This window comes from Neobacillus sp. PVCKKU3, assembly GCF_058323225.1.
Genome location: NZ_JBLVQN010000005.1, coordinates 1 through 23,641, shown reverse-complemented (window position 1 = coordinate 23,641; position 23,641 = coordinate 1). Strand labels below are relative to the sequence as shown.

At 41.3% G+C, this 23,641-nt stretch carries 23 protein-coding genes and 4 tRNA genes; 9 read left to right on the top strand and 18 right to left on the bottom strand.

Features of this window, described 5'->3' with window-relative positions:
- Window positions 1–87: 87 nt before the first annotated feature.
- The 3 genes from ACNQGS_RS04805 to ACNQGS_RS04795 are packed head-to-tail and all read left to right on the top strand — an operon-like array spanning window position 88 to window position 2,689.
- Entirely contained in the window at window positions 88–1,104 is a 1,017-nt protein-coding gene (locus tag ACNQGS_RS04805) for an ABC transporter substrate-binding protein (protein WP_491486357.1), read from the top strand.
- A gap of 21 nt (window positions 1,105–1,125) precedes the next feature.
- Window positions 1,126–1,902 (top strand): ABC transporter ATP-binding protein, encoded by a 777-nt coding sequence (locus ACNQGS_RS04800; protein ID WP_491486356.1) that lies wholly within the window; start codon window positions 1,126–1,128, stop codon window positions 1,900–1,902.
- Window positions 1,883–2,689 (top strand): ABC transporter permease, encoded by an 807-nt coding sequence (locus ACNQGS_RS04795; protein ID WP_378584374.1) that lies wholly within the window; start codon window positions 1,883–1,885, stop codon window positions 2,687–2,689. Before ACNQGS_RS04800 ends, ACNQGS_RS04795 begins: the two co-directional genes overlap by 20 nt.
- Window positions 2,690–2,711: 22 nt before the next feature.
- Here the strand turns inward: ACNQGS_RS04795 and ytkD are convergent, their stop codons facing one another.
- Both ytkD and ACNQGS_RS04785 read right to left on the bottom strand, forming a co-directional pair.
- Window positions 2,712–3,191 (bottom strand): RNA deprotection pyrophosphohydrolase, encoded by a 480-nt coding sequence (gene ytkD / locus ACNQGS_RS04790; RefSeq protein ID WP_491486355.1) that lies wholly within the window; start codon window positions 3,189–3,191, stop codon window positions 2,712–2,714.
- An 81-nt stretch (window positions 3,192–3,272) separates the two neighbouring features.
- Window positions 3,273–3,593, bottom strand: coding sequence for a hydrolase (locus tag ACNQGS_RS04785; protein ID WP_491486354.1), 321 nt, complete (start codon window positions 3,591–3,593; stop codon window positions 3,273–3,275).
- A 224-nt stretch (window positions 3,594–3,817) separates the two neighbouring features.
- On the opposite strand from ACNQGS_RS04785, the gene ACNQGS_RS04780 reads away from it, so the two are divergent.
- Window positions 3,818–4,075: a DUF6154 family protein gene (locus ACNQGS_RS04780; RefSeq protein ID WP_213119825.1), complete on the top strand. Its 258-nt coding sequence runs from the start codon at window positions 3,818–3,820 to the stop codon at window positions 4,073–4,075.
- 107 nt (window positions 4,076–4,182) lie between these two features.
- Window positions 4,183–4,350: a YtzI protein gene (gene ytzI / locus ACNQGS_RS04775; RefSeq protein WP_423799368.1), complete on the top strand. Its 168-nt coding sequence runs from the start codon at window positions 4,183–4,185 to the stop codon at window positions 4,348–4,350.
- 37 nt (window positions 4,351–4,387) lie between these two features.
- Here the strand turns inward: ytzI and ACNQGS_RS04770 are convergent, their stop codons facing one another.
- Window positions 4,388–4,861 (bottom strand): S-ribosylhomocysteine lyase, encoded by a 474-nt coding sequence (locus ACNQGS_RS04770; RefSeq protein ID WP_491486353.1) that lies wholly within the window; start codon window positions 4,859–4,861, stop codon window positions 4,388–4,390.
- Window positions 4,862–5,001: 140 nt separating this feature from the next.
- Between ACNQGS_RS04770 and yidD the strand changes: the two genes are divergently transcribed.
- Window positions 5,002–5,241: a membrane protein insertion efficiency factor YidD gene (gene yidD, locus ACNQGS_RS04765; protein WP_213119822.1), complete on the top strand. Its 240-nt coding sequence runs from the start codon at window positions 5,002–5,004 to the stop codon at window positions 5,239–5,241.
- Here the strand turns inward: yidD and ACNQGS_RS04760 are convergent.
- The gene (locus ACNQGS_RS04760) at window positions 5,238–5,810 is read right to left on the bottom strand and encodes a beta-class carbonic anhydrase (RefSeq protein WP_491486352.1); all 573 of its coding nucleotides are present in this window, start codon (window positions 5,808–5,810) and stop codon (window positions 5,238–5,240) included. The two genes, yidD and ACNQGS_RS04760, sit on opposite strands and share 4 nt — an antisense overlap.
- A gap of 196 nt (window positions 5,811–6,006) precedes the next feature.
- Between ACNQGS_RS04760 and ACNQGS_RS04755 the strand changes: the two genes are divergently transcribed.
- Together ACNQGS_RS04755 and ACNQGS_RS04750 are read left to right on the top strand one after the other, a co-directional pair.
- Window positions 6,007–6,942, top strand: coding sequence for a metal ABC transporter solute-binding protein, Zn/Mn family (locus ACNQGS_RS04755; protein ID WP_491486351.1), 936 nt, complete (start codon window positions 6,007–6,009; stop codon window positions 6,940–6,942).
- Window positions 6,943–7,063: 121 nt separating this feature from the next.
- A complete protein-coding gene (locus ACNQGS_RS04750) occupies window positions 7,064–7,222 on the top strand; it encodes a DUF1540 domain-containing protein (RefSeq protein ID WP_491486350.1) in 159 nt (52 codons plus the stop codon).
- A gap of 30 nt (window positions 7,223–7,252) precedes the next feature.
- On the opposite strand, the gene ACNQGS_RS04745 is transcribed toward ACNQGS_RS04750, so the two are convergent.
- The 5 genes from ACNQGS_RS04745 to ACNQGS_RS04725 form a co-directional block, all read right to left on the bottom strand.
- Window positions 7,253–8,743 carry an o-succinylbenzoate--CoA ligase gene (locus tag ACNQGS_RS04745; protein ID WP_491486349.1) on the bottom strand — a complete coding sequence of 497 codons (1,491 nt, stop codon included), beginning with the start codon at window positions 8,741–8,743 and terminating at the stop codon, window positions 7,253–7,255.
- A 63-nt stretch (window positions 8,744–8,806) separates the two neighbouring features.
- Window positions 8,807–9,625 carry a 1,4-dihydroxy-2-naphthoyl-CoA synthase gene (gene menB, locus ACNQGS_RS04740; protein WP_213144523.1) on the bottom strand — a complete coding sequence of 273 codons (819 nt, stop codon included), beginning with the start codon at window positions 9,623–9,625 and terminating at the stop codon, window positions 8,807–8,809.
- Entirely contained in the window at window positions 9,615–10,451 is an 837-nt protein-coding gene (gene menH, locus ACNQGS_RS04735; RefSeq protein ID WP_491486348.1) for a 2-succinyl-6-hydroxy-2,4-cyclohexadiene-1-carboxylate synthase, read from the bottom strand. Before menH ends, menB begins: the two co-directional genes overlap by 11 nt.
- Entirely contained in the window at window positions 10,448–12,199 is a 1,752-nt protein-coding gene (gene menD / locus ACNQGS_RS04730) for a 2-succinyl-5-enolpyruvyl-6-hydroxy-3-cyclohexene-1-carboxylic-acid synthase (protein ID WP_491486347.1), read from the bottom strand. Before menD ends, menH begins: the two co-directional genes overlap by 4 nt.
- Window position 12,200: 1 nt before the next feature.
- On the bottom strand, window positions 12,201–13,601 hold the full coding sequence (locus ACNQGS_RS04725; RefSeq protein WP_491486346.1) for an isochorismate synthase: 1,401 nt from the start codon (window positions 13,599–13,601) through the stop codon (window positions 12,201–12,203).
- Window positions 13,602–13,949: 348 nt separating this feature from the next.
- Here ACNQGS_RS04725 and ACNQGS_RS04720 point away from each other — a divergent pair, with 348 nt between their 5' ends.
- Window positions 13,950–14,888, top strand: coding sequence for a 1,4-dihydroxy-2-naphthoate polyprenyltransferase (locus ACNQGS_RS04720; protein WP_491486345.1), 939 nt, complete (start codon window positions 13,950–13,952; stop codon window positions 14,886–14,888).
- A 45-nt stretch (window positions 14,889–14,933) separates the two neighbouring features.
- Here ACNQGS_RS04720 and ACNQGS_RS04715 read toward each other — a convergent pair whose 3' ends face one another.
- From ACNQGS_RS04715 to ACNQGS_RS04675, 9 genes are all read right to left on the bottom strand, one after another.
- Window positions 14,934–17,330 (bottom strand): glycogen/starch/alpha-glucan phosphorylase, encoded by a 2,397-nt coding sequence (locus ACNQGS_RS04715; RefSeq protein ID WP_491486344.1) that lies wholly within the window; start codon window positions 17,328–17,330, stop codon window positions 14,934–14,936.
- Window positions 17,320–18,771: a glycogen synthase GlgA gene (gene glgA, locus ACNQGS_RS04710; protein ID WP_491486343.1), complete on the bottom strand. Its 1,452-nt coding sequence runs from the start codon at window positions 18,769–18,771 to the stop codon at window positions 17,320–17,322. Before glgA ends, ACNQGS_RS04715 begins: the two co-directional genes overlap by 11 nt.
- On the bottom strand, window positions 18,768–19,799 hold the full coding sequence (locus ACNQGS_RS04705; RefSeq protein WP_491486342.1) for a GlgC family sugar phosphate nucleotidyltransferase: 1,032 nt from the start codon (window positions 19,797–19,799) through the stop codon (window positions 18,768–18,770). Before ACNQGS_RS04705 ends, glgA begins: the two co-directional genes overlap by 4 nt.
- A 73-nt stretch (window positions 19,800–19,872) precedes the next feature.
- Entirely contained in the window at window positions 19,873–21,018 is a 1,146-nt protein-coding gene (locus ACNQGS_RS04700; RefSeq protein WP_491486341.1) for a glucose-1-phosphate adenylyltransferase, read from the bottom strand.
- Window positions 20,960–22,909, bottom strand: coding sequence for a 1,4-alpha-glucan branching protein GlgB (gene glgB, locus ACNQGS_RS04695; RefSeq protein ID WP_491486340.1), 1,950 nt, complete (start codon window positions 22,907–22,909; stop codon window positions 20,960–20,962). Before glgB ends, ACNQGS_RS04700 begins: the two co-directional genes overlap by 59 nt.
- Window positions 22,910–23,311: 402 nt before the next feature.
- Window positions 23,312–23,383: transfer RNA gene (locus ACNQGS_RS04690), tRNA-Glu, on the bottom strand.
- 3 nt (window positions 23,384–23,386) lie between these two features.
- A tRNA-Ser gene (locus tag ACNQGS_RS04685) sits at window positions 23,387–23,477 on the bottom strand.
- A gap of 3 nt (window positions 23,478–23,480) precedes the next feature.
- Window positions 23,481–23,555: transfer RNA gene (locus ACNQGS_RS04680), tRNA-Asn, on the bottom strand.
- Between the two features lie 9 nt (window positions 23,556–23,564).
- Window positions 23,565–23,641 (bottom strand) — tRNA-Ile (locus ACNQGS_RS04675).

Sequence of the window (23,641 nt, the reverse complement as noted above, 5' to 3'; positions counted from 1 at the left end):
AAAAAATTCCCGAACTGGGCATTCACACATTTTTTTCTTTTTCATACGATATTCTAGGCAATCAGCCCAGATAAGGAGGTTAATTTTATGAAAAAATGGTCAAAAATCAGTTTCTCCTTTCTCCTCATCAGTATACTTATGTTTTCCCTAATTGCTTGTAATAAAGATACCGCTAAAGAACCGAAGAAACTGGAAAAAGTCCGTATTGCAGAAGTTACCCGGTCAATCTTCTATGCCCCTCAATATGTTGCTTTATCAAAGGGATTCTTCAAGGATGAAGGTCTTGATGTCACATTAACGACCACACCAGGCGGTGACAAGACAATGACTGCCCTCATCTCGGGCGGTGCAGATGTGGCTCTGGTCGGCTCGGAAACTTCCATTTACGTATATGCTCAAGGGGCAAACGATCCGGTCATCAATTTTGCGCAGCTCACCCAAACTGACGGCACCTTTCTTGTTTCAAGAGAAAAAATTGACAATTTCTCATGGGATCAATTAAAGGGTACGACCTTCCTTGGCCAGCGTAAAGGCGGCATGCCGCAAATGGTTGGCGAATTCGTGTTAAAGAAGCATGGAATTGACCCGCATAAGGATTTAAACCTTATCCAAAATATTGACTTCGCAAACATCGCCAATGCTTTTGCCTCAGGAAATGGAGAATTTGTTCAATTATTTGAACCAACTGCCAGCATTTTTGAAAAAGAGGGTAAAGGTTATATTGTTGCCTCCTTCGGAAAGGAATCTGGGCATGTTCCGTATACAACCTTCATGGCTAAACAGAGCTATATAAAAGATAACAAGGACGTTATCGAAAAATTCACAAGAGCAGTCTATAAAGCTCAGCAATGGGTCCAGTCCCACAGTGCTGAGGAAATTGCTAAAGCCGTAGAACCATTCTTCCCTGATACAAACCCTGAAATTATGAAAACTGTTGTCGACCGTTATAAGAGCCAGGGATCCTTTGCCACTAATCCAATTCTTGATGAAGAAGAATGGAATAATCTGCAAAACATCATGAAGGAAGCCGGGGAGCTTCCAAAAGAAGTAAAACATGACACGCTCGTCAATACAGAAATTGCCGAACAAGTCATGAAAAAATAACTCCGAAAGGGAGGCCGGCACATGAGCTTCTTAAAGGTTCAAAATATACAACACACGTATTTTACCAAAGACTCTAAAACCACGGCCCTCTCCGATATTTCGCTTACGGTTGAGGAGGGAGAATTTGTCTCCATCCTCGGCCCTAGCGGCTGTGGAAAGACGACTTTGCTCTCCATTATTTCAAGCTTGATTAAACCAACTCAGGGGACTGTTTTGCTGGAAAATAAGCCGGTATCCACCGCAAATAACGATATTGGCTACATGCTTCAACAGGACTATCTATTTCCTTGGAAAACAATCGAAGAAAATATCCTTTTAGGCCTTAAATTATCAAAACAGCTGACTGAAAAAAACAAGTCAGCCGCCTTAAGCCTGCTTCAGCAAATGGGCTTGGGCGATGTCGAAAAGCAACTGCCAAAACAACTGTCCGGCGGCATGAGGCAGCGAGTTGCCCTTGTAAGGACACTGGCAACTGAGCCAAAGCTTTTGATGCTTGATGAGCCTTTTTCCGCACTCGATTATCAAACGAAGCTTAAGCTTGAGGATCTTGTTTCGCAAACATTGGATGAGTTTGGAAAGACAGCTATTTTGGTCACACATGATATTGGAGAAGCAATTGCCATGAGTGACCGTGTTTACTTACTGTCATCCCGCCCCGGAAGAATTCACAAAACGTTTGAAATACCTGAAGAACTGAAAACATTATCCCCATTTAATGCCAGAAATCATGAAGCATATCCAAGTTTATTTCAAACGATATGGAAGGAGTTGGAGTCTCTTGAACAAGGAAACGGATAAGGTGGAACTCCTCCATAAAAATTATATTCGCTCATTAAAGGTTGAAAAAAGGTGGATACGGTTTTACCAAGCCATCATTTTCCTGGTCTTTTTCTCAAGCTGGGAGCTTTTTAGCGCAAAACAGTGGATTGACCCGCTCATTTTCAGCTCTCCATCGAAAATTTGGATTCTGTTTATTAATAAATTACAGGATGGTTCACTGTTAACGAATTTGGGTGTGACCTTAACTGAAACGGTATTTGGTTTTATCTTGGGAACCTTTCTAGGTGTGCTGCTGGCCGCAATCCTGTGGTGGTCACCGATGGTTTCCAAAATCCTTGACCCCTATCTAGTTATCCTAAATGCGATGCCAAAAGTGGCGCTTGGGCCCGTTCTGATCGTTGCTTTGAGCCCGGGGTACCCGTCCATCATCGCGATGGGTGCAATTATTTCTGTCATTATCACAACCATCGTTGTATACACAGCCTTTAAAGAAGTAGATCCCAATTATTTAAAGGTGCTGCAAACCTTTGGAGCAACCAGATTTCAATGCTTTAAGGAAGCCATTATTCCCGCCTGCTTTCCAACTATCATTTCTACCTTAAAGGTCAATGTCGGACTTTCATGGGTTGGCGTCATTGTAGGGGAATTCCTCGTTTCCTCTAAAGGGCTTGGCTATATGATTATTTACGGTTTCCAGGTCTTTAATTTTACCCTTGTCTTTTTATCGCTATTGGTTATTGCTGTATTCGCCACGATTATGTATCAGCTTGTTGATTTTCTTGAAAAAAAACTTATCAAAGAATAGGGGATTGCATCAAGGCATTCTTCTATTCTTTTTCGTTTTTATATGCCTTAATGAATTTCAGGCATTCCTCTACAACTCGGTCCTTCATGATAAAGCTGTATTCCTTACCATTCCGCTTCTTAAGGAGGTCTCCTATGATCCTGACAGGTCCGTATGTCTCGTGATAGCTGCCAGTCTCTTCCATCCTTTTGACTTTCCCCCAGAAAACAGCTTTAACAAATGAACCATCTTCCTCATACACCTTATACTCAGCCAGATACATTAAATCTGAAAAAAATATTCCGGCTTCTTCATATGCTTCACGTTTAGCTGCTTCCTCCAAAGTTTCGCCCGGTTCCCTTTTGCCGCCTGGAAATTCGAGTCCTCTTTTTTTATGGTTCGTTAAAATCCACTCATCACCAAACTGACTTATGACAAGAACATGTTTTACTTCATCTGAAAAGGCGTCTTTCTTAAAAGCCATTTCCACGGTATTTCCATGATCATCCAAAAACTGAATCATACCTCTTCCCCGCTTTATGTTTTGATTTAAGTATAAATGAAAAAAGGAAAATCCTAAAGGCAGGGATTTTCCTTTCATTGTTTATGAGTTGGGTAAGATGTTCATGCTTTCAATATGCTTTTTTGCTTCATCGTCACCAAGCTTATGAATCATTCCGTAAATTTGCTGCATGGTGTTGTCATAATCATCATTCTCACGGTCATAATGATACTGAACATATGGTGTATGTGCTCGAAAAAAGTTTTTCCACTCTGTCGAATAATTTTGATCGAATAACTCACGCAGCTGAGTAATTTCTTCATCATTCGCTTGAATTTGATAGCTCCAAGTTGACGAAGTGGCACTTTGTGAAATCTCACCTGTTCCAATATCTATATAATAGGTTTTCTTTTGTTCACTCATAATTTCATCCCCTTTTAATCTTTAGTAATCCACAAAAATAAAAAATTTATTCGATTACAAAATTCGATTTATTTTTTATTAATGAATACGTTATAATAATCCTAATAAAAAATGACAGAGTTTTCTGTTAATTTAAACAATTGGAAATATGGATTTTTTTAGCTTTGAATGGGAATGGATTAAGTAAGAAGAAAATTTTTGAATGCACATAGGAGGTGCTGGAAATGAAACTTGTCGATGAATTGTATGAAATGTACCGGAACAAACTGACCGGCGATGAAGAGGACATTGATATGCTTGCCTTTGCTTTTTTAGAAGAAATGTCACACGAGGACTTGATTGCTTTAATTCATGACATGGATAAGCAGGAACTATACGATTTGATGGGGCTTTACCTCATTGAAAGCTTAAAGGGGAAGTTTGCTCAGGAACAATACGGCGGACAGCGGACTCATACTTACTATCCTCGAAATATTCATTGATTTCTACATAATGGCAAAAAGGAAGCTGATTTCATCAGTTTCCTTTTTATTTACAACTAAAAAATAAAAAACATGTTACAATAGAGGGGAAAAAGGGGGAGAAATCTTTGTCTATTGTGATGATCGTATCAATCATTATTGTTTTTGTCGTTCTTTTCTTAGCAGTCATTACAACATCAAAAGCATACACCTACAAGCATACGGTTGACCCGTTGGAAAACAATCCACATTTAAACGATGCAAATGAAAAAGATGATGAGCCAAAGAACGCATAAAAAAATTCCTATTCTTGCTGAATAGGAATTTTTTCTTTTATGCAAATATCTGCTTTAGCTCTTTCTTGTCCTGCTCGAGCCAATAGCGCATTAGGCGCTTTGCCCCTTCTAAAGTATGCAACTTTGCCTGACCGCACTGCCTATCATTTCCCGCAGGAACCTCGGTAAGTTCCAAAGCATCCTTCATGGTATCCTCAAGAAGGTCAATGACTTCCTCCACTGTCGGCTCTCCGCTGACGACTAGATAAAAACCCGTTTGGCAGCCCATTGGAGAAATATCAATTATATCAAAGTGGTCATACTTCTCTGCATGCTTGCGGATAGTGTAGGCAAGCATGTGTTCAAGACTATGAATAGCATCCGGCTTCATCGCCTCTTTATTTGGCTGGCAGAAGCGGATATCATATTTATTAACAACACCGTCAGAACCTACCTTATGGACACCACAGTGTCTGACATAAGGAGCTTTCACGGCATTATGATCTAAATCAAAGCTCTCAACTGAAGGCATCCTAATCATCTCCTCTATAAATCTATTCTCTATCATACTATAAATTCTGTGTTTTTTCTGCAACATATTAATTACCAATTTAGACGTTTTATTGGATTTGTGATATCTTGAAGGAAATTATATTAAAGGAGCAGCTCTATATGTTAAAGAAATTATTCATTGCTCTTATCCGGTTTTATCAAATAGCTATCTCGCCTTTAAAACCGCCTTCCTGCCGCTTTTATCCAACCTGTTCTCATTATGGTCTTGAGGCTGTTCAGCGTTTCGGGGCTATTAAAGGCGGATATTTGGCTATTAAAAGGATTTTGAAATGCCATCCCTTTCACCCAGGCGGAGTCGATCCTGTTCCTGAAAAATGGCAGGACCACAAAAAACATTAATCCTGATTACCGTCAACCACTAAGTCGAGCTTTCCTGTCCTTGGATCAATCACGAGTCCGTGAACAGGCACACCCCCCGGCATAAGCGGGTGCTTTTTAATCATCTCGACACTATGCTTTACACTGTCAGTTACACTATCAAAGCCATGCAGCCATTGATTAAAATCAACTCCGGAATAGGCTAGTGTATCAAGTGTTTCCTGACTGACACCCCGTTCCTTCATCTCTGCCACGACTGGTTCTGCTTTCAATCCACTCATCCCGCAATCATGATGTGCAATCACAAAAACCTCTTTTGCCTGAAGCTGATAAAGGGCAATTAAAATGCTCCGCATTATACTTCCAAACGGATGAGACACAATCGCCCCGGCATTTTTAATCAGTTTTACGTCCCCATTCCCTAAATTCAAGGCCTTTGGCAAAAGTTCCAGCAGTCTTGTGTCCATACAAGTCAGGATTACCGCTTTTTTATTCGGATATTTAGTTGTCTCATACTTTTCATACTCGCGCTCTTCCACAAATTTTTTATTGAAGTCAAGAATATCATTTAATAATGATGAACTATCCATTTATTCACTCCCCTTTAGATATCTCTTTTTTAAGGATACATAAAATTCATTCGAATATACAATTTTTTCACTTGCAGAAACGGCAAATTTTTTGTAAGATACATAAGTAAATCGGAATTGTTACGTATTAGTTTCATAATATTTAAAATTTTTTAGTTGTTAAATCGGAATAAATACGATTTAAAAAGGAGCTTTTATGAAAAAACTAATTCTTTTTCTTTCTTTTCTACTGCCGTTAAGCTTGGTTTTATCAGCATGTGGAAATAATACCGAACAAACTCCAAAAAAGAAAAATCTATTGACGATATATACGACCGTTTTTCCACTGCAATATTTTACGGAACGAATTGGCGGAAATTATGTAAAGGTGGCTACAATCTACCCGCCAGGCGCAGATGAACATACCTTTGAGCCTTCGCAAAAGGATATGATGAATTTGGCTGATTCAGACTTATTTTTCTATATCGGCCTTGGCCTTGAGGGATTTGTGGAAAAAGCCAAAGGTACCTTAAAAGATGAAAATGTTACCTTAGTACCTGCTGCGGAAGGGCTGAAACTGCCAAAAGATCACCATTCATCTGAAGAGGAAGATCATGAAGATCATGCTGTGGTTAATCCTCACGTTTGGCTTGACCCTGTTTATTCAAAGGAAATGGCAGCAGTAATTCGCGACCAATTAGCGAAAAAACTCCCACAGCGAAAGGCTTACTTTGATGAAAACTACCAGAAGCTTGCTGACGAGCTTAACGAGTTAGACGCAAATTTTGCCAATACGATTTCGCAGGCAAAGCATAAAAAAATCATTGTCACCCATGCGGCCTTCAGCTATTGGGAAACCCGCTATGGAATAGAACAGATCAGCATTTCTGGACTATCCACAACCAACGAACCAAGCCAAAAAGAATTAGAGAAAATCATTTCCATGGCTGACCATGAAGGCCTTCACTATATGCTGTTTGAACAAAATGTCAAATCCAAGCTTGGCAAGGTCGTGCAAAAAGAAATTGGCGCACGTGCGCTGCCAATTCATAACTTGGCGATTTTGACAAAGGACGACATCAAAAATAAGGAAACCTATTTTTCATTAATGAATAAAAACTTGAAAACATTGGAAACAGCATTAAATAATTAATTGAAACAATTTGGATTTCCGGCCAATGATTTACGTTTTCACCCAATTACTTACTGACATGCATATCACACAATCATCAAATGCTATACCTGTATTACCAAATACGTAAGGAGTGATACACATGGCACAGGATGTTTTATGCGAGGTCAATAACTGTACATTTTGGGCAAACGGAAACAAGTGCAGTGCAGACCAAATTTACGTTGTCAGCCACACTGGGAAAAAGGCTGATACAAGCAAAGAAACTGATTGTCAAACATTTGAAGCTAGTGATTTATAAAAAATAAAGAACCAGTCGATGGCTGGTTCTTTATTTTTCGTTTATCATTTCACGTAGGTTTCTTCTTAGAAGTTTCTTTGCTGCATTTCTCGGCAGCTGTTCTGTAAAATAGAATTGTTTCGGCACTTTATATTTGGCAAGCCGTGTTTGGCAAAATCGTTGGAGTTCCTTCTGTGGCAATGCCGCACTTTCCCTTTTCACTATAAAAGCAATCGGCACTTGTCCCCATTTAGCATCATCCACTCCAATAACCCCGGCATCTACTACATCCGGGTGTGAGAGCAAAACGGATTCAATTTCTGCAGGATAAATATTCTCACCGCCTGAAATAATTAAATCGGAGCGTCGGTCCAATACATATAAAAAACCTTCTTCATCAACGTACCCGATATCACCTGTATGGAGCCATCCTTCACGGATCTTCTCTTTGGTTGCGTCCGGCCTGTTCAAGTATCCTTCAGTTACATTTGGTCCCTTCACTACAATTTCTCCCGCATGTTGGGGCGATGCGGCCGTGTGGTCATCCAGTTCAATTCTAAGCTGGGATGGAAATAACGGTTTTCCTGCTGAACCAAGCTTGCTTAGGCTATATTCCGGAGAAAGGGTAACAATTTGCGATGAAGTTTCCGTCATTCCATAACTTTGGAACACAGGCAAATTCTTTTTAACACACGCCTCTAGCAATGGCAGCGGGGCTGGGCCGCCGCCTAACAGAAAACAGCGAAAATGTTCCGGCAGTCCGCTAACTGTCAAAGCATCAACAATACTTGTAAGCATCGTTCCCACAACTGACATAATCGTAACCTTTTTATCACTAATATCTTCAATCGTCTTCTGCACATCAAATTTTTCATGAAGGACAATCGGCATTCCATAAATGACGCTCCGCATTAAAATAGAGAATCCGCTGATATGGAACAGCGGCACTGAACAAAGCCAGCAGTCACTTTCTACAAAGCCTAAATTTAACGCCGAGCCAGTTGCGCTCCACCAGTGGTTGCCATAGGTTTGCAAGACACCCTTTGGATGACCGGTAGTTCCTGAGGTATACATGATCGTGCAGATATCTGATAGGTTGATTTCTTCTTGAATATCAGTGTATTCATTTTCTTTTTCTGCAAACAATTCACTCTTTGTAATTGTGGCAAGAGATGCAAGCTGTTGATTAATGACCATTTTGATATCAGTAAAAGAATCCTCTAGTATCAATAAAGAGGATGTCGAGTCCTCTAGTTGCCAAACAAGCTCCGATGGTGTTAAGCGATTATTTAAAATGACTGATCTGACTCCCAAAAGTTGAAGAGCAAAAAATATAATGACAGTATCTAGATGATTTTTCAACAGAACACCTACAAAATCATCCTTTCGAACTCCAAGCCCTTGAAGTTGCCCTGCTACATTAAGTGAATAACTATAAAGCTCTTTAAATGTTAAAGCTTTATCCTGAAAATAAACGGCAGTCCGATCCGGTGTTAGAAAGGCTCTTTTCATCAAAAAATTTGGCATTGTCTCGTTATTCATATTTATCATCCTTTATAAAAAACAGCCTGATGGAGACCATCAAGCTGTTGTAACGTTTTTTCATCAAGGGAAACGAGGGAATTGGCCGAAGTCTGGCTTGCGCTTTTCTTTAAAGGCATCGCGTCCTTCTTTCGCTTCGTCGGTTGTATAATACAACAGCGTTGCGTCCCCAGCAAATTGCTGAAGTCCAGCCAATCCATCGGTATCTGCATTCATGGCAGCTTTGATGAAACGAAGTGCGGTTGGGCTCTTTTCAAGCATTTCCTCGCACCATTTAATTGTTTCTTCTTCTACCTGTTCAAGCGGAACAACGGTATTGACTAAGCCCATATCAAGCGCCTCTTGAGCATTGTATTGGCGGCATAAATACCAGATTTCACGTGCCTTTTTATGACCGATAATACGGGCAAGATAACCTGAACCGTAGCCGGCATCAAAGCTGCCTACCTTTGGACCTGTTTGTCCAAAAACAGCATTGTCAGCTGCAATCGTTAAATCACAGACTACATGCAGAACATGACCTCCGCCGATTGCATAGCCTTTAACCATTGCCACAACCGGTTTTGGAATAACACGAATCAGACGCTGCAGATCAAGTACGTTTAAGCGCGGAATTTGGTCCTCACCAACATAGCCGCCATGTCCTCGGACGCTTTGGTCGCCGCCGGAACAGAATGCCTTGTCTCCTGCACCTGTTAAAACAATGACGCCAACTTCGGAATCATCACGGGCATAGGCAAAAGCATCGATTAATTCCATCACTGTTTTTGGTGTGAAAGCATTATGTACATGGGGACGGTTAATCGTGATTTTGGCTATTCCGTTATACGTTTCATAAATAATTTCATCGTATTTACGAACTGGAATCCATTCAACTGCCACTATAAATTCCTCCTTTGTTTGTATTTGACAAAAAGTCACTTACTATTGTACCAAACTTTTCGGGTTCTTCCACATGAATTGCATGACCGCATTGTGCGATCGTTACCAAAGAACTATTTTTCAGCTCCTTGTGGATTTTTTCAGCAATCCCGCAGAACTTCAAATCTTCCTCACCGGTGAGCAGCAAAACTTCACAGTCTAGCATATTTAATTGCCCCCACCAAGAGGGCTGAGAACCCGTCCCCATACCTAGCAAGCTATTGGCAAGACCAATAGGAGAATTGTTTAAACGCTGTTCCCTTACTTTTCCTTGTACTTTCTCCGGCAACCTCTTCATGGTTGAAAATAAGGGGATATTCTCCCAGTATTCAACAAACTCCTTTATTTCTTTATCCTTAATAAAATGGGCTAATTCGGCATCTTTCATACGGCGCTGTTTTCTTTCGTCCTCTGATTCAAGACCAGGCGAAGCGCTTTCCAAAATCAATTTTCGAACCCTTTCGGGATATAGACAGGCAAATGAAAGGGCAAGCCTGCCCCCCATTGAATAACCTAATAAATCAATTTGCTCAATCTGGAGTTCATCAAGAATAGAAATTAAATCTTGAGCTGCCTCCTCCATCCGGTATCGGCCCGCAGCCTCAGGAGATTCTGTTTTTCCATGCCCGATGATATCAGGAATAATCAACCGCGAGTGTTTTCCCAGTCGTTCGCAAAAAGTAGTCCACGTTGATGAATCTCCCGTAAATCCATGAAGCATAACAAGGGGGAATCCCTTCCCGCATATCTCGACATGATAGCGGATTCCGCCGGTAACTATCCTCATTTTTGCTCCCCTTTGACAAAATTTGATATTTCCTCGGAAACATCATGCCAAAATTCGCGGTGCTCGTCTCGATTTTTGTCTCTGTTTGTGGCAATTTCATAGACATTTATGCCTGCCGCATCTCTTGATTTTTCCATTTCAATTTGGAAATGATCCCAATTCTTAATTTTCGTAAATTGTCCGTTAAACATTTTGACCGCATGTTCAAATTCAATGTTTAATGGTGTACCGAAAAGAAGCTCGAAATGCTTCGGATGTTCCGATTGCGAAAGGAAGGAGAAAATCCCGCCGCCATTATTATTTATAAGGATAATGTTTATATTAATTTGATGCTTCATAGCTGCCCAAAGTCCATTTAAATCATGGAAAAAGGTTAAGTCTCCAAGGACCAAATATAACGGCTTAGAGTACATCGCCGCACCCAAGGCTGTGGATACGGTCCCGTCTATGCCGTTCGCACCCCTGTTAGCCATAATCTTAATTGACTTGCCATTTGTTAAGAAAAAGCTGTCCAAATCACGAATTGGCATACTGTTTCCAACAAATAATGCGGCACCATCCGGCAGCATCTCAGCAAGCTGATAAAATAGCTTTCCTTCACTTAATTCTGAAATATCCCTGATTGGAGACATATTTTCTTTTGTAAGGTCATTTACTTTTTTCCAAGCGTCTAAATATCCCGTCTCCTCCCGAGGTTTGGAATACGCAGAAAGTTTTTCACAAAAAATTGCTTCATTACAAAAAATCATATCGGTCGACAAGATAACAGGATCCCGCCAGCCGCCTCCGCCATCGACCACAAATTGATCTGCATTCGGATTTCCTTTGATAAAAATGGTTAACGCTTTAGACACCGGCATCGAACCAATGCGGATAATCACGTCCGGTTTAAGGTAAGATTTCGCATCTTCATTTCGTAAGAATGTGTCGTAAGTATCAATAATTTGATCATTTGCATGCTGCCCACTTCTAAGCTGTGATAGCGGGTCTGCTAAAATTGGATACTTTAATTGATTAGCGAGCTTTGTTACAGCCATTGCGAAACGTTCATCGGCAACATTTCCGCAAACAATAATCCCCTTCGCTTTGCCAGCCAACCGCCCGGCGATTTCTTGATACTCCATTTCGTTTATGTTTAGTTCACCATTATGTACCTGCACATATCCTTCCGGTCGGTCACTCACTGCAAAGAGTTCCTCATCCATTTTAGGAATAAGTGGTTCTCTAAATGGAAAGTTCAAATGAACCGGACCAGCTGGAGCGCTGGCTGCATATGAGGCAGCACGGGAGCAGACTGTCCGCGCGTAGCGGATCATCTCATCATTTTTCTCAGGCAATGCCATTTCTGCAAACCACTTGACGTGTTTACCGTACAAATGAATTTGGTCAATCGCCTGCGGTGCCCCTACCTCTCGCAACTCATGAGGCCGGTCTGCTGTCAAAACCAGCAATGGGACTCGTGAATAACGCGCTTCGACAATAGCTGGAAAGTAATTGGCAGCGGCGGTACCTGAAGTGCAAAGAATAGCAACAGTTCGATTTGTCGCCTTGGCGATTCCCAATGCAAAAAAGGCGGCAGAGCGCTCATCCACATGGATATGGACGTTTAAATCCGGATGTTCTGCCATTACCAATGCCATTGGGGTGGATCTTGACCCGGGACTGACCACCACATCGGTAATCCCGGAAAGAACCAGCTCCCCGACAAATGCCGCGATATAAGCAGTTAACGATTCTTGATGATTCATACTATTTTCCCCCAAGTGCTCGAAGCATTGGCCTAAACTTCAAGCTTGTCTCTAAATATTCACTTTCGGAATCAGAATCAGCGACAACCCCGCATCCGGCAAATAAGGATGCTTCCTTGCCTTGTAAGAGACCCGAGCGAATGGCTACTGCAAATTCCCCATTTCCTTCATAATCCAGCCAACCTACAGGTGCAGCATAAAAGCCGCGGTCAAGCTCCTCAACTTGACGGATTTTTTCAACCGCTTCTTTCTTCGGAAGTCCTCCAAGAGCAGGAGTTGGATGCAATCTTTCGACCAAATGCAATAGTGAACTGTCACCACTGCATTTTCCGATGACCGGCGTATACAAATGCTGTATGTCCCTGATTTTCATTAGCTGAGGTTTATCAGGGAGGATGATTTCTTCACATGATTCCTCTAGTGCTTCTTTTATCATTTCCACCACATATTGATGCTCAAGCAAGTTTTTCTGGTCAGAAAGCAATTTTTCTCCCAGTAATCGATCCTCCTCCGGGTTATGTCCTCGTGAGATGGAACCAGCAAGGCAGGTAGAGAAAAGTTCGGTGCCATTCTTTTTCACCAGTCTCTCTGGAGATGCTCCAAGAAAACAATCGCCATTCGATTCAAGAGCAAAGATAAAGCTTTCATGCTGTTGTTCATTTAAATGTTGCAGGACTGCCTCTGAAGCAACAATGTCATTAAAATTCAACCGAAGTTCCCTGGCAAGAACTACTTTTTTAAGCGGGCCTCTGTTTAATTCCATTACCATTGTATCAACTGTATTTTTCCACTTCTCAGGTGAAATTTCCTTTGTTTCCAGAAGGGCAGGCAGAGCTGTGTGGTGGTGTTTCTGAAGAGACTGAAAAAATTTATTCCGTTCATCGATTATATGTTTATATAACAATTCATCATCGTTCGGTGTATAGATAAAATTAGTTGTCAAAAAGACTTGTCCCTTAATAACACTCAAAAGATATTTTGGCAGATAAAATAAAGAATCATCAAATTTAGACCAAAGCACTGTCTTCTCTTTGTATGGATCAAAAGAAAATCCTCCAAATATCAGCGGGCCTATTCCAATTTCGGAAAATGGATTAGAAATAAGGCTGTCCTTTAAAAATTCCTTCCATTCTCTTTCAATAAGGCCAAAACGGTCATCTGACTGATCTATTTGAAATTGCTTAGAAATTCCCAGTCCCGCGAAAATAAATTCGTCCTTTGGATCCTTCCAAAAAAACCGTTCGCCTGAATAGTCTTCATTCCCACTAGAAAAGAATAAAAGGGGGTCGATATGATTCATTTTTTCAACTTCACTCATTAAAATGGGACGGCCAAGTTCTTTTGCGCGCTTCATCGCCAAAAGACTTCTTTCCTTCGTTTCGATTTCCTGAATGGTAATCAAGCAAATCCCTCCAAAACAGCCAAATAGGGCTGTCTCCATTCATTTTAAGCCTTTTTAAAGATACTACTCCCATTGTAAAGAAGTCAATAATGGTTGTCACTACTTCTCCTGCTTCATTTCCTTATTATATGTCAAATTTCCGAAAATCGGTTGCAAAAGGCTTCGATACACTCATTTTTCCACTAAATATGGATATTACTCGAGAAGGGATTATCTTCTAGTTTTGAAAGTAAAATTTAATTGACACTCCACTTGATATTTCCTACACTTAGGTTTGGGTAATAACCATTCTTTATAATTTCGTTTTGTACAGATAGATAATGCATTTAAAAGGGAGGAGAAAAAAATATGCAGCCAAATTTACGGGAAGGTTCTAAACCTGTTGTTGACTCAAACCGCGGCTTCCAGGTTTGGTGGCGGATGACCCGCCCCCATACTTTAACAGCAGCGTTTGTTCCTGTATTGCTAGGCACTGCACTGGCACTTCGGCACGGGAAAATTCATTTCGGTCTTTTCTTCGCCATGCTGATTGCAAGCCTGTTAATCCAAGCCGCTACAAATATGTTTAATGAATATTATGATTTTAAACGAGGACTCGATACAGAGGACTCTGTCGGGATTGGCGGAAGTATTGTCCGGGACGGTATTAAGCCAAAGACTGTGATGCAGCTGGCATTAGGACTCTATGGAATTGCTTTATTATTGGGAGTTTATATATGTGCAAACAGCAGTTGGTGGTTAGCTTTAGTGGGCTTGGTATGTATGTTGATTGGGTATTTATATACAGGCGGGCCGCTGCCAATCGCCTACACACCTTTCGGAGAATTGTTTGCCGGTTTCTTTATGGGGATGATGATTATTTTAATCTCATTCTTTATCCAAACCGGGACAGTGGACAGCACAAGTATTCTTGTATCAGTGCCAAGTTTTATTTTGGTCGGCGGAATTCTTTTGTCCAATAACATCCGCGACCTTGACGGCGACAAAGAATTTGGCCGGAAAACATTGGCCATTCTTCTAGGCAAAGAAAAGGCCATCTTCCTATTGGCCGGGATGTTTGCTTTTTCGTATGTCTGGATTTTGGGGCTGATAATTGCGGATATTGCCCCAATTTGGACGGCGCTCGTATTAATAAGCACACCGAAACCGATTAAATCAGTTAAAGGCTTTATTAAGGGTACAGTGCCAATTCAAATGGCACCAGCGATGAAAGCTACGGCCCAAACAAACACCATCTTCGGCTTCTTACTGGCTATTGGGATTTTCGCCGGTTACTTTTTTTCTTAAATAATATTTAAAAAGCTTCTGCCTAGAGCAGAAGCTTTTTAAATATTATTTTACTGGATGGATTCCCCATATATCTTTGGCGTATTCTTTTATCGTTCGGTCGCTCGAGAAGTAGCCTGCATGGGCGATGTTAGACAGGCACATTTTCTGCCATTTTAGTGAATCCGCATAGGCTTCTCCTACCCTCCGCTGGGTATCTGCATAGGAAGCGAAATCCTTTAAGACAAAATATTGATCGTTTTCTTCAAGCAGCGAGTCAAAGATTGGTTCAAATTCGTTATGGACGCCCGGGAAAAATCCGTTCACCAGCTGATTAACAGCCTGTTGAATCCGGTTATCATGATGATAGTATTCTACGGATTCATATCCGCCGTGCCGATAATAATGAAGAACCTCCTCGGCCGTTAGACCGAAGATAAAAATATTATCGTCCCCTACCCTTTCATGAATTTCTACATTTGCCCCGTCCAAAGTCCCTAACGTCAATGCCCCATTAATCATAAACTTCATATTCCCCGTACCTGATGCTTCCTTGCTGGCCGTTGAGATCTGCTCGCTTATATCTGCAGCAGGAAATATTTTCTCCGCCAATGAAACACGGTAGTTCTCCAAAAACACAACCTTCATCTTATCGCCGACTTTTGGGTCATGGTTAACTTTCTCAGCTACTGTATTGATTAATTTAATAATCTTCTTCGCGTAATAATATCCAGGAGATGCTTTTGCTCCAAAAATAAATACCCTCGGCACCATGGAAAAACTGGAATCTTCCAAAATTCGATTATATAGGTGCATGATATGCAGAACATTTAGAAGCTGTCTTTTATAAGCGTGCAGCCTCTTCACCTGGACATCAAAGATGGCATCAGGATTGACGGAAATACCATTGTGCTTATAAATCACCTCAGCCATATTTTGCTTATTCTCCTGCTTGATTGCCGCTAATTTCCCTAAAATCGAGTGATCGTCTTGATATTTAAGGAACTGCATCAGTTCATGTGCGGAGTGAGTCCACCCATCCCCGATTGTTTCGCTTAGGAGCGAAGACAATTTGGGGTTTGCTTTTAACAGCCAGCGGCGGTGGGCAATGCCGTTCGTCTTATTGTTGAATTTCTCTGGAAAAAGCTGAAAGAAGGGCCGCATCTCACGTTCCTTTAAGATTTCGGTATGTAATCTTGCCACACCGTTTACACTAAAGCTGCCAACAATCGCTAAATGGGCCATTTTGACATAGCCATCGGCTATTATGGCTAGTCCCGCAATTCGCTCCCAATCGCCTGGGGTCTCTTCCCAACGTTCCTTGCAGAATCTTTCATTTATTTCCTCAACAATCATGTAAATTCTCGGCAGGAGCGGCTGGAAGATATGAATCGGCCATTTCTCCAAGGCTTCTGATAAGGTGGTATGATTGGTATAAGAGATTGTATTAGTAGTAATCTCCCAAGCTTGTTCCCAAGAAAAGCCTTCCTCATCCATCAGAATCCTCATCAGTTCCGGAATGGCTAGAACAGGATGGGTATCATTAATATGAATACAAACATGATGATTCAGCTCTTCAAGGCTGCCATGCTGTTTTTTATAGGACCTTAAAATTGACTGGAGGCTTGCCGACACTAAAAAGTATTGCTGCTTTAGCCTTAGCGTCTTGCCTTCATCATGGGTATCGTCCGGATAAAGGAATTCGGAAATGGCTTCTGTCCTCCGCTTATATTGTAAAATATCTTTATGAACTGGAAACTGCGCGGGCTCTGAACTCCAAAGCCTTAAGGTATTTACTGTCTTTGTCTGAAAGCCGACAACAGGCATATCGTATGGAACAGCAGTAACTACTTCCGTGTTTATATGTTGAAAAACAAGCCTTCCATTTTCCTGTCGGGTTTCAACTTTTCCCCAAAATGGAATACTAACCGCCAAATCGGCCTTGCGTATTTCCCAAACATTGCCGCTTCTTAACCATTGCTCCGGCAGTTCAACCTGATAACCGTCGACTATCTTCTGTTCAAATAACCCATGTTTATAGCGGATTCCATGGCCATGTCCCGGGAGGTCAGTGGAGGCAAGTGAGTCCAAAAAGCAGGCGGCTAGTCTGCCTAAGCCGCCATTACCTAAGCCTGCATCCGGTTCCAGGTCTTCAAGGTCCGCCAATTCAATTCCTAAATCACTTAGGCCTTCCGAAACGGTTTCCTCAACGCCCAGATTAAGCAGATTCTGCCGGAGGAGCTTGCCTAGCAAATATTCAATCGATAAATAATATACCTGTTTCTCTCTAACTGCCATGTAGCGTTCATTGGTGGCAATCCAATCATTACTAACAAATTCTCTGATCATGTTGCCAAGGGTCTGGTAATGATCTCTTGGAGTGCTTTCTGAAAAGCTTTTCCCGCAGAGCATCTCAAGCCTTTTTAGAAAGTCTTCCTTAAACCGTTCTTTATTAGAAAACATGGGTTTCACTCCTTGTGGTTAGTTCAGCATACAGCTGGTTATAGCGGAAAGCTGATTGAGCCCAGCTATAATCCATTTCCATTGCCTGTTTTACAATTGATCCCCATGTTTTTTTATCATGATAGAAGTTAATTGCCCGCTGAATCGTATAAAGCATATCGTGTGCATTGAAGTTACGGAAGGAAAACCCATTTCCCTCTTTTGTGAACTCATTCCATGCCTTCACCGTATCATTTAAACCGCCCGTTTCCCGAACAATTGGGATGGCTCCGTATTTCATGGCTATCAACTGGGAAAGGCCGCATGGTTCAAACAGAGATGGCATCAAGAATAGGTCTGCCGCTGCGTATAATCTGTGCGCAAGTCCCTCATCAAAGCCGGTATGAACCTTCAATTTTTCCGGATAAATCCGGGCTGCCTGCCGTAAATATTCTTCATATTCATAATCCCCGGTTCCAAGGATAATAACTTGGATATCCTCCTGTAAAATCTCCCGAAGGACACATTTGATGAGATCGAGTCCCTTTTGTCTAGTCAGCCTCGAAATCATCACCATTAACGGTACAGCAGCGGTTTGCTTTAGGCCAAATTGCTTTTGAATCTCCTTTTTATTAACGGATTTCTTCTTAATGTCTTGGCTTGAATAGTTTTGTAAAAGAAATGGGTCATGTTCAGGGTTATAAAAGTCATCATCAATTCCGTTTAAAATTCCCAAAAGATCTTCATCTCTTGCCTTCAACAAGCCGTCAAGCTTTTCTCCGTAGTTCGCTGTTTGAATTTCATTTCGATAGGTTGGACTCACGGTTGTGATGGTGTCCGCTGCAACAAGCGCACCCTTCATGAAATTGACATTTCCGAAAAACTCTAAATGTCCAGAATGGAAGGATTGTTCATCAAGATCGAACAGGTCTCTCAAGACCTCTTTTGAAAAAACCCCTTGAAATTGCAGATTATGAATGGTAAATACCGTTTTTATCTGACCATAACCTGTCCTCTTGTAATATTCTTTTCGAAGCATGTAGGGAATCATGGCCGTATGCCAATCATGGCAATGCAGTACGTCGGGATAAAAGTTCAACTCTTCTATGACCTCTAGCACCGCCAGGTTAAAAAAGGCAAATCTTTCTCCATCATCGTAATAACCGTAAAATCCTTCTCGTTTAAAATAATATTCGTTATCAACAAAATAAAACGTAACACCTTGATGGACTAGTTCCTCAATCCCGCAATACTGCTTTCTCCAGCCGACAGAAACGGAAAATTCCTTTATCTTCTTCATTCTTTTTTTATATTCGTCCGAAATGGTTCCATATTTGGGAAGAATGACCCTTACATCCGTACCTAGACTTTTTAATTCTTTTGGCAGAGATCCGGCTACATCAGCAAGGCCTCCCGACTTTGCGAATGGTCCACACTCTGACACTGCAAATAATACTTTCACGAATTCATCAACGCTCCTTGCTTTGTACCTTTTCTGATTACAAACGGTGCCCCCGCTGTGCCTGTTAAATGTGTCCCTGATTCAACCCGGACATCTTTATCCAAAATAACCGAATCCAAGTAACAATTGTCCTCAATTTGGCATTTTTGCATGATGACACAGTTCTTAATAACTGTACCTTTTCCGATTTTTACTCCGCGCGAGACAATACTGTTTTCAACAGTGCCGTTAATTAAACAGCCGTTTGCAATCATTGAATTTTTTACGGATGATCCTTTTAAATACTTAGCAGGCGGCTCATCCTTAACCTTTGTCAAAATAGGCTGGTCATTATTAAAAAGATTTTTCCAAACGTTAGGCTTTAGCAAATTCATGCTGGTCGAGTAATAATTCTCAATTGAATCTATCTTAACGGCATATCCATCATAATCATATTGGCAAACAGTGTAATCATTATGAATATCGCTGACGACATCTTTCATACAGCTGTACCCAGTCTCAAATCTAGTTTCAATCAGCTTCATCAACAGAGAGGTTTTGATTAAATACATATCTAATGATCTTCCATCCGTATGATGGATTTCCGTAATATCGCAGTTTGCATGCATATGCCATTCTAGCATGGGTTTAAAATTCATATTTAAAATAGTGTAACAATTTGAGATAATCGCATATTCCTGAGTGCTGCGATAAAAATAATCCATATTTGCCGCGAAAAGATCAAAGGAACCTATCCCTTTAGGATTGCTGCCTACGACTGGAGAAGGAAAAAAGAAAAGTCCATCCCTTTTCCGATTTAGATCCCAATTCTTCCCTGACCCTAAGTGGTCCATCAAGGAACGGTACTGCATTTTTGGAAAAATTGCGACACTGCGAATGCCGGAATTCACCATATTTGAAAGGACAAAGTCAATAATACGATAACGGCCAGCATAAGGCAGCGCCGCCAAAGAACGATGTGTTAATAGGTCATCCAAATCCTCATGATAGGTAGTTGCATCAATAATACCTAAAAGCTTTCTTTTCACGCCAAAGTTCCCTCCAGTTTCTTATCACCTAATATCTGTAGCACCCAGTCCGACTGGGCTTTTCATTCTATTTTTAATAGGCAGAGTACAATGCTTTTAACATTTCCTCTATGACTAGGATGATTTCATCATCGAAGGATCGAATGACCGTTCCGTCCGGTATTTTCACGTCACACGGCACAATCGCTTTTTCAATAAAACAATTGCTGCCAATTGTTGCATCCGGCATGATCACGGACTCCTTAACAGTGGAATCCTTCCCTACTGTTACACCCTGGAAGAGTACTGATTTCTCAATTTCCCCTTCAATTGTACATCCTTCATTAATGAGTGATTCCATTACTATGGCATCCGGGGAAATAAATTGCGGAGGTCGATTAGGATTAACAGAATAAATTCTCCAGTCATGGTCAAATAAATCTAATTCGCAATCTTCCTCCAATAAATCCATATTTGCCTCCCAAAGGCTTCTTACAGTGCCAACGTCCTTCCAATAGCCTTTGAACGGATAGGCATATAATTTTTTATTTTCTTCAAGAAGCCTTGGAATGACATCTTTCCCAAAATCGTGACTGGAGTCCGGATTGCGTGCATCCATTTCCAGATATTCTTTCAATATATTCCAACTAAAAATATATATGCCCATCGATGCAAGATTATTTTTGGGCTCACTAGGCTTTTCCTCAAATTCCAGGATTCTTAGTTCATCGTTTGTATTCATAATCCCAAACCGGCTGGCTTCCGCCCAAGGTACCTCGATCAGGGAGATCGTTACATCTGCTCGTTTTTCAATATGGTATTCAAGCATGGATTCGTAATTCATTTTATAAATATGGTCACCAGAAAGGATTAAAACGTAGTCCGGCTGGTACTGCCTTAAGTAATTAAGGTTTTGATAAATCGCGCTTGCCGTACCGGTGTACCACTTCACCTCTGAGGATTCACTGTAAGGGGGTAAAACGGTAACCCCGCCATTTTTACTGTCAAGATCCCATGCACTGCCTATTCCAATATATGAATTTAACAAGAGCGGCTGATATTGCGTTAAGACGCCGACAGTATCAATTCCGGAATTTGCACAATTGCTTAAGGGAAAATCTATGATCCGATACTTCCCTCCGAATGGCACTGCCGGTTTTGCGAGGTCCTTTGTAAGAGCATTAAGCCTGCTCCCTTTCCCTCCTGCCAGCAGCATGGCTACGCACCTTTTCTTTTCCATTGCCTTTTCTCTCCTTCCGTTTTTTCACCTGTCTTATCATTTGAAACCCATACGGGGCAATTGTGAGCTTGATAGAATACGGTCTTCCGTGGAACGGCTCATCTGAAGCCGGAATGGTGTGCTTATTAATGTGGCCGGCACCACCAAATTCTAAGTCGTCATTATTAAGAATTTCTCGGTATTCACCAGGGTTTGGCACACCTATCTGATAGTCCTGATAGCTAATTCCCGTAAAATTGCAAATGATAATTATCGAATCCTCTTCCTTCTTCCCTTTTCGAATAAAGGAAAACATCGACTGCTCGTTGTTATTAACATCCATCCACTCAAATCCATCCCACAGATGATCAAGCTCGTAGAGGGCTTTCGTGCGTTTGTAAACTTTCGTTAAGACTTTCACATAGTCATTCAGTTTTCGGTGCAGCTCGTAGTCCAAGAGATGCCAATCTAGCTGTTCTTTATCTTTCCATTCCGCGAACTGCCCCAGTTCAAATCCCATAAATAGCAGCTTCTTCCCGGGATGGGCAAACATATAGCCCAGTAAAAGCCTTAGCTGGGCAAATTTTTCCCAATAATCACCGGGCATCTTATCCAATAATGATTTTTTCCCGTGGACAACCTCGTCATGTGAAAACGGGAGCATAAAGTTTTCTGAAAACGCATATAAAAGTGAAAAAGTGACCTTTGAATGGGCCTGTGACCTTGCAAACGGCGGCGTTTCCATGTATTCAAGCATGTCATTCATCCAACCCATATTCCATTTGTAATCAAATCCAAGACCGCCATAACGGACTGGGGTCGTTACCTTTGGAAAATCGGTGGAGTCTTCCCCTATCATTAAAAAATATGGATTATAGTCGTTTATTGCTTGATTAAGTTTTTTTAAGAAAGCAATACCGAAGGGGTTTTCGCTTTTTCTATTTGAGGCATTCGGCCAATAAATGATATTGGCAACAGCATCCATTCTGAAGCCATCGATATGGTAATTTTCCATCCAAAATAGGGCGTTTGAAATGAGGAAACTTTGCACCTCTCCTTTTCCAAGGTCAAAATTGGCAGTGCCCCAGATATGGTTTTCCCTATCATTTAAATGGGAATAGGAATAAAGATGTGTACCGTCAAAATTGTATAACCCATGTGCGTCCTTGCAGAAATGCCCGGGTACCCAGTCAAGGATGACCCCTATGCCATGCTGATGGCACTGTTCGACGAAATAGCGGAAATCATCCGGAGACCCGTACCGCGAAGTTACGGAGAAATACCCAGTCCCTTGGTACCCCCAAGAAGCGTCAAGTGGATGTTCAACCAGCGGCAGCAGTTCAATATGCGTAAAGCCATGCTCCAATACATAAGGGACAAGTTCTTCCGCCAGTTCTCGATAGGATAAAAAATCACCATTATCCTTGGTCTTCCATGAACCCGCATGAACCTCATAAATGACGGCTGGTTCCGCCAGGAAGTTCGATTGTGCTTTGCGATTCATCCATTGAGTGTCCTGCCATTTATAGTCCCCCAGCGAATAAACGACAGAGGCTGTATTTGGCCTTAATTCTGAGTAAAAAGCATAAGGATCTGCTTTTAACAGTCTTTTTTTTGATTTTGTGGTGATTTCATATTTATAATTGCAGCCATCTAAATTTTGCTTGATGACAATAATCCATACACCCTCACCATTTACTTTTTGTAATTCATATCCATCACCATTCCAGTGATTAAAATCCCCCACGAGCCTTACCTGGAGGGCATTCGGAGCCCAAACGCAAAATCGTGTATAAGTCTCTGCGGAATCCTTAAAGATATGAGCGCCAAAAAGCTGATGACTTTGAAAAAGATTTCCCTCGTGAAATAAGTGAAGCTGGTAATCAGTCGGAAAAATTGTATTCACTGCCATGGCTCTCCTCATCCTCACAAAATATGTATTTCAAAAACCAATTATAAGTGCAAATAACAAATATTCCTTGTAAAACTTTTTTATCTTTTCTGACAGTAAGCGAGGAATGGCTCCACTATTAGATGTTTTTTGACAGCCGTCACCAGAATACGACAAAAAATCCCTCGTGTTCCGACAGGAATCTATTAAGTTTTTTCTGTATTTTTTTTGTTAAAGTAGTTTGAAAAGTTATTCAATTTTTGAAAAATTAGATAACTTCATTTGCGAAGAAATGGAGATTTGCAAGCGATTTCAACATTTTATTGCATTGCAGGAATAGCAAAGAGGTTATATTAATATAATGATTTACATGTTCAAAAACAACAAAAAAGCTGATGACTATATGTCATCAGCTTTTTCGTATGACCCCTACGGGATTCGAACCCGTGTTACCGCCGTGAAAGGGCGGTGTCTTAACCGCTTGACCAAGGGGCCAAATGGCAGAGAAGAAGGGATTCGAACCCTCGCGCCGCTTACGCGACCTACTCCCTTAGCAGGGGAGCCCCTTGAGCCACTTGGGTACTTCTCTATATGGCTCCGCAGGTAGGACTCGAACCTACGACCGATCGGTTAACAGCCGATAGCTCTACCACTGAGCTACTGCGGAATAATACTATGGTGGGCCTAAATGGACTTGAACCATCGACCTCACGCTTATCAGGCGTGCGCTCTAACCAGCTGAGCTATAGGCCC

What these genes read in the sequence shown, in the direction of transcription:
- ACNQGS_RS04805 (WP_491486357.1), top strand. Translation starts at nt 88, where the DNA reads ATGAAAAAATGGTCAAAAATCAGTTTCTCCTTTCTCCTCATCAGTATA.
- ACNQGS_RS04800 (WP_491486356.1), top strand. Translation starts at nt 1,126, where the DNA reads ATGAGCTTCTTAAAGGTTCAAAATATACAACACACGTATTTTACCAAA.
- ytkD (WP_491486355.1), bottom strand. Translation starts at nt 3,191, where the DNA reads ATGATTCAGTTTTTGGATGATCATGGAAATACCGTGGAAATGGCTTTT.
- ACNQGS_RS04785 (WP_491486354.1), bottom strand. Translation starts at nt 3,593, where the DNA reads ATGAGTGAACAAAAGAAAACCTATTATATAGATATTGGAACAGGTGAG.
- ACNQGS_RS04780 (WP_213119825.1), top strand. Translation starts at nt 3,818, where the DNA reads ATGAAACTTGTCGATGAATTGTATGAAATGTACCGGAACAAACTGACC.
- ACNQGS_RS04770 (WP_491486353.1), bottom strand. Translation starts at nt 4,861, where the DNA reads ATGCCTTCAGTTGAGAGCTTTGATTTAGATCATAATGCCGTGAAAGCT.
- yidD (WP_213119822.1), top strand. Translation starts at nt 5,002, where the DNA reads ATGTTAAAGAAATTATTCATTGCTCTTATCCGGTTTTATCAAATAGCT.
- ACNQGS_RS04760 (WP_491486352.1), bottom strand. Translation starts at nt 5,810, where the DNA reads ATGGATAGTTCATCATTATTAAATGATATTCTTGACTTCAATAAAAAA.
- ACNQGS_RS04755 (WP_491486351.1), top strand. Translation starts at nt 6,007, where the DNA reads ATGAAAAAACTAATTCTTTTTCTTTCTTTTCTACTGCCGTTAAGCTTG.
- ACNQGS_RS04750 (WP_491486350.1), top strand. Translation starts at nt 7,064, where the DNA reads ATGGCACAGGATGTTTTATGCGAGGTCAATAACTGTACATTTTGGGCA.
- ACNQGS_RS04745 (WP_491486349.1), bottom strand. Translation starts at nt 8,743, where the DNA reads ATGAATAACGAGACAATGCCAAATTTTTTGATGAAAAGAGCCTTTCTA.
- menH (WP_491486348.1), bottom strand. Translation starts at nt 10,451, where the DNA reads ATGAGGATAGTTACCGGCGGAATCCGCTATCATGTCGAGATATGCGGG.
- menD (WP_491486347.1), bottom strand. Translation starts at nt 12,199, where the DNA reads ATGAATCATCAAGAATCGTTAACTGCTTATATCGCGGCATTTGTCGGG.
- ACNQGS_RS04720 (WP_491486345.1), top strand. Translation starts at nt 13,950, where the DNA reads ATGCAGCCAAATTTACGGGAAGGTTCTAAACCTGTTGTTGACTCAAAC.
- ACNQGS_RS04715 (WP_491486344.1), bottom strand. Translation starts at nt 17,330, where the DNA reads ATGTTTTCTAATAAAGAACGGTTTAAGGAAGACTTTCTAAAAAGGCTT.
- ACNQGS_RS04700 (WP_491486341.1), bottom strand. Translation starts at nt 21,018, where the DNA reads ATGGAAAAGAAAAGGTGCGTAGCCATGCTGCTGGCAGGAGGGAAAGGG.
- glgB (WP_491486340.1), bottom strand. Translation starts at nt 22,909, where the DNA reads ATGGCAGTGAATACAATTTTTCCGACTGATTACCAGCTTCACTTATTT.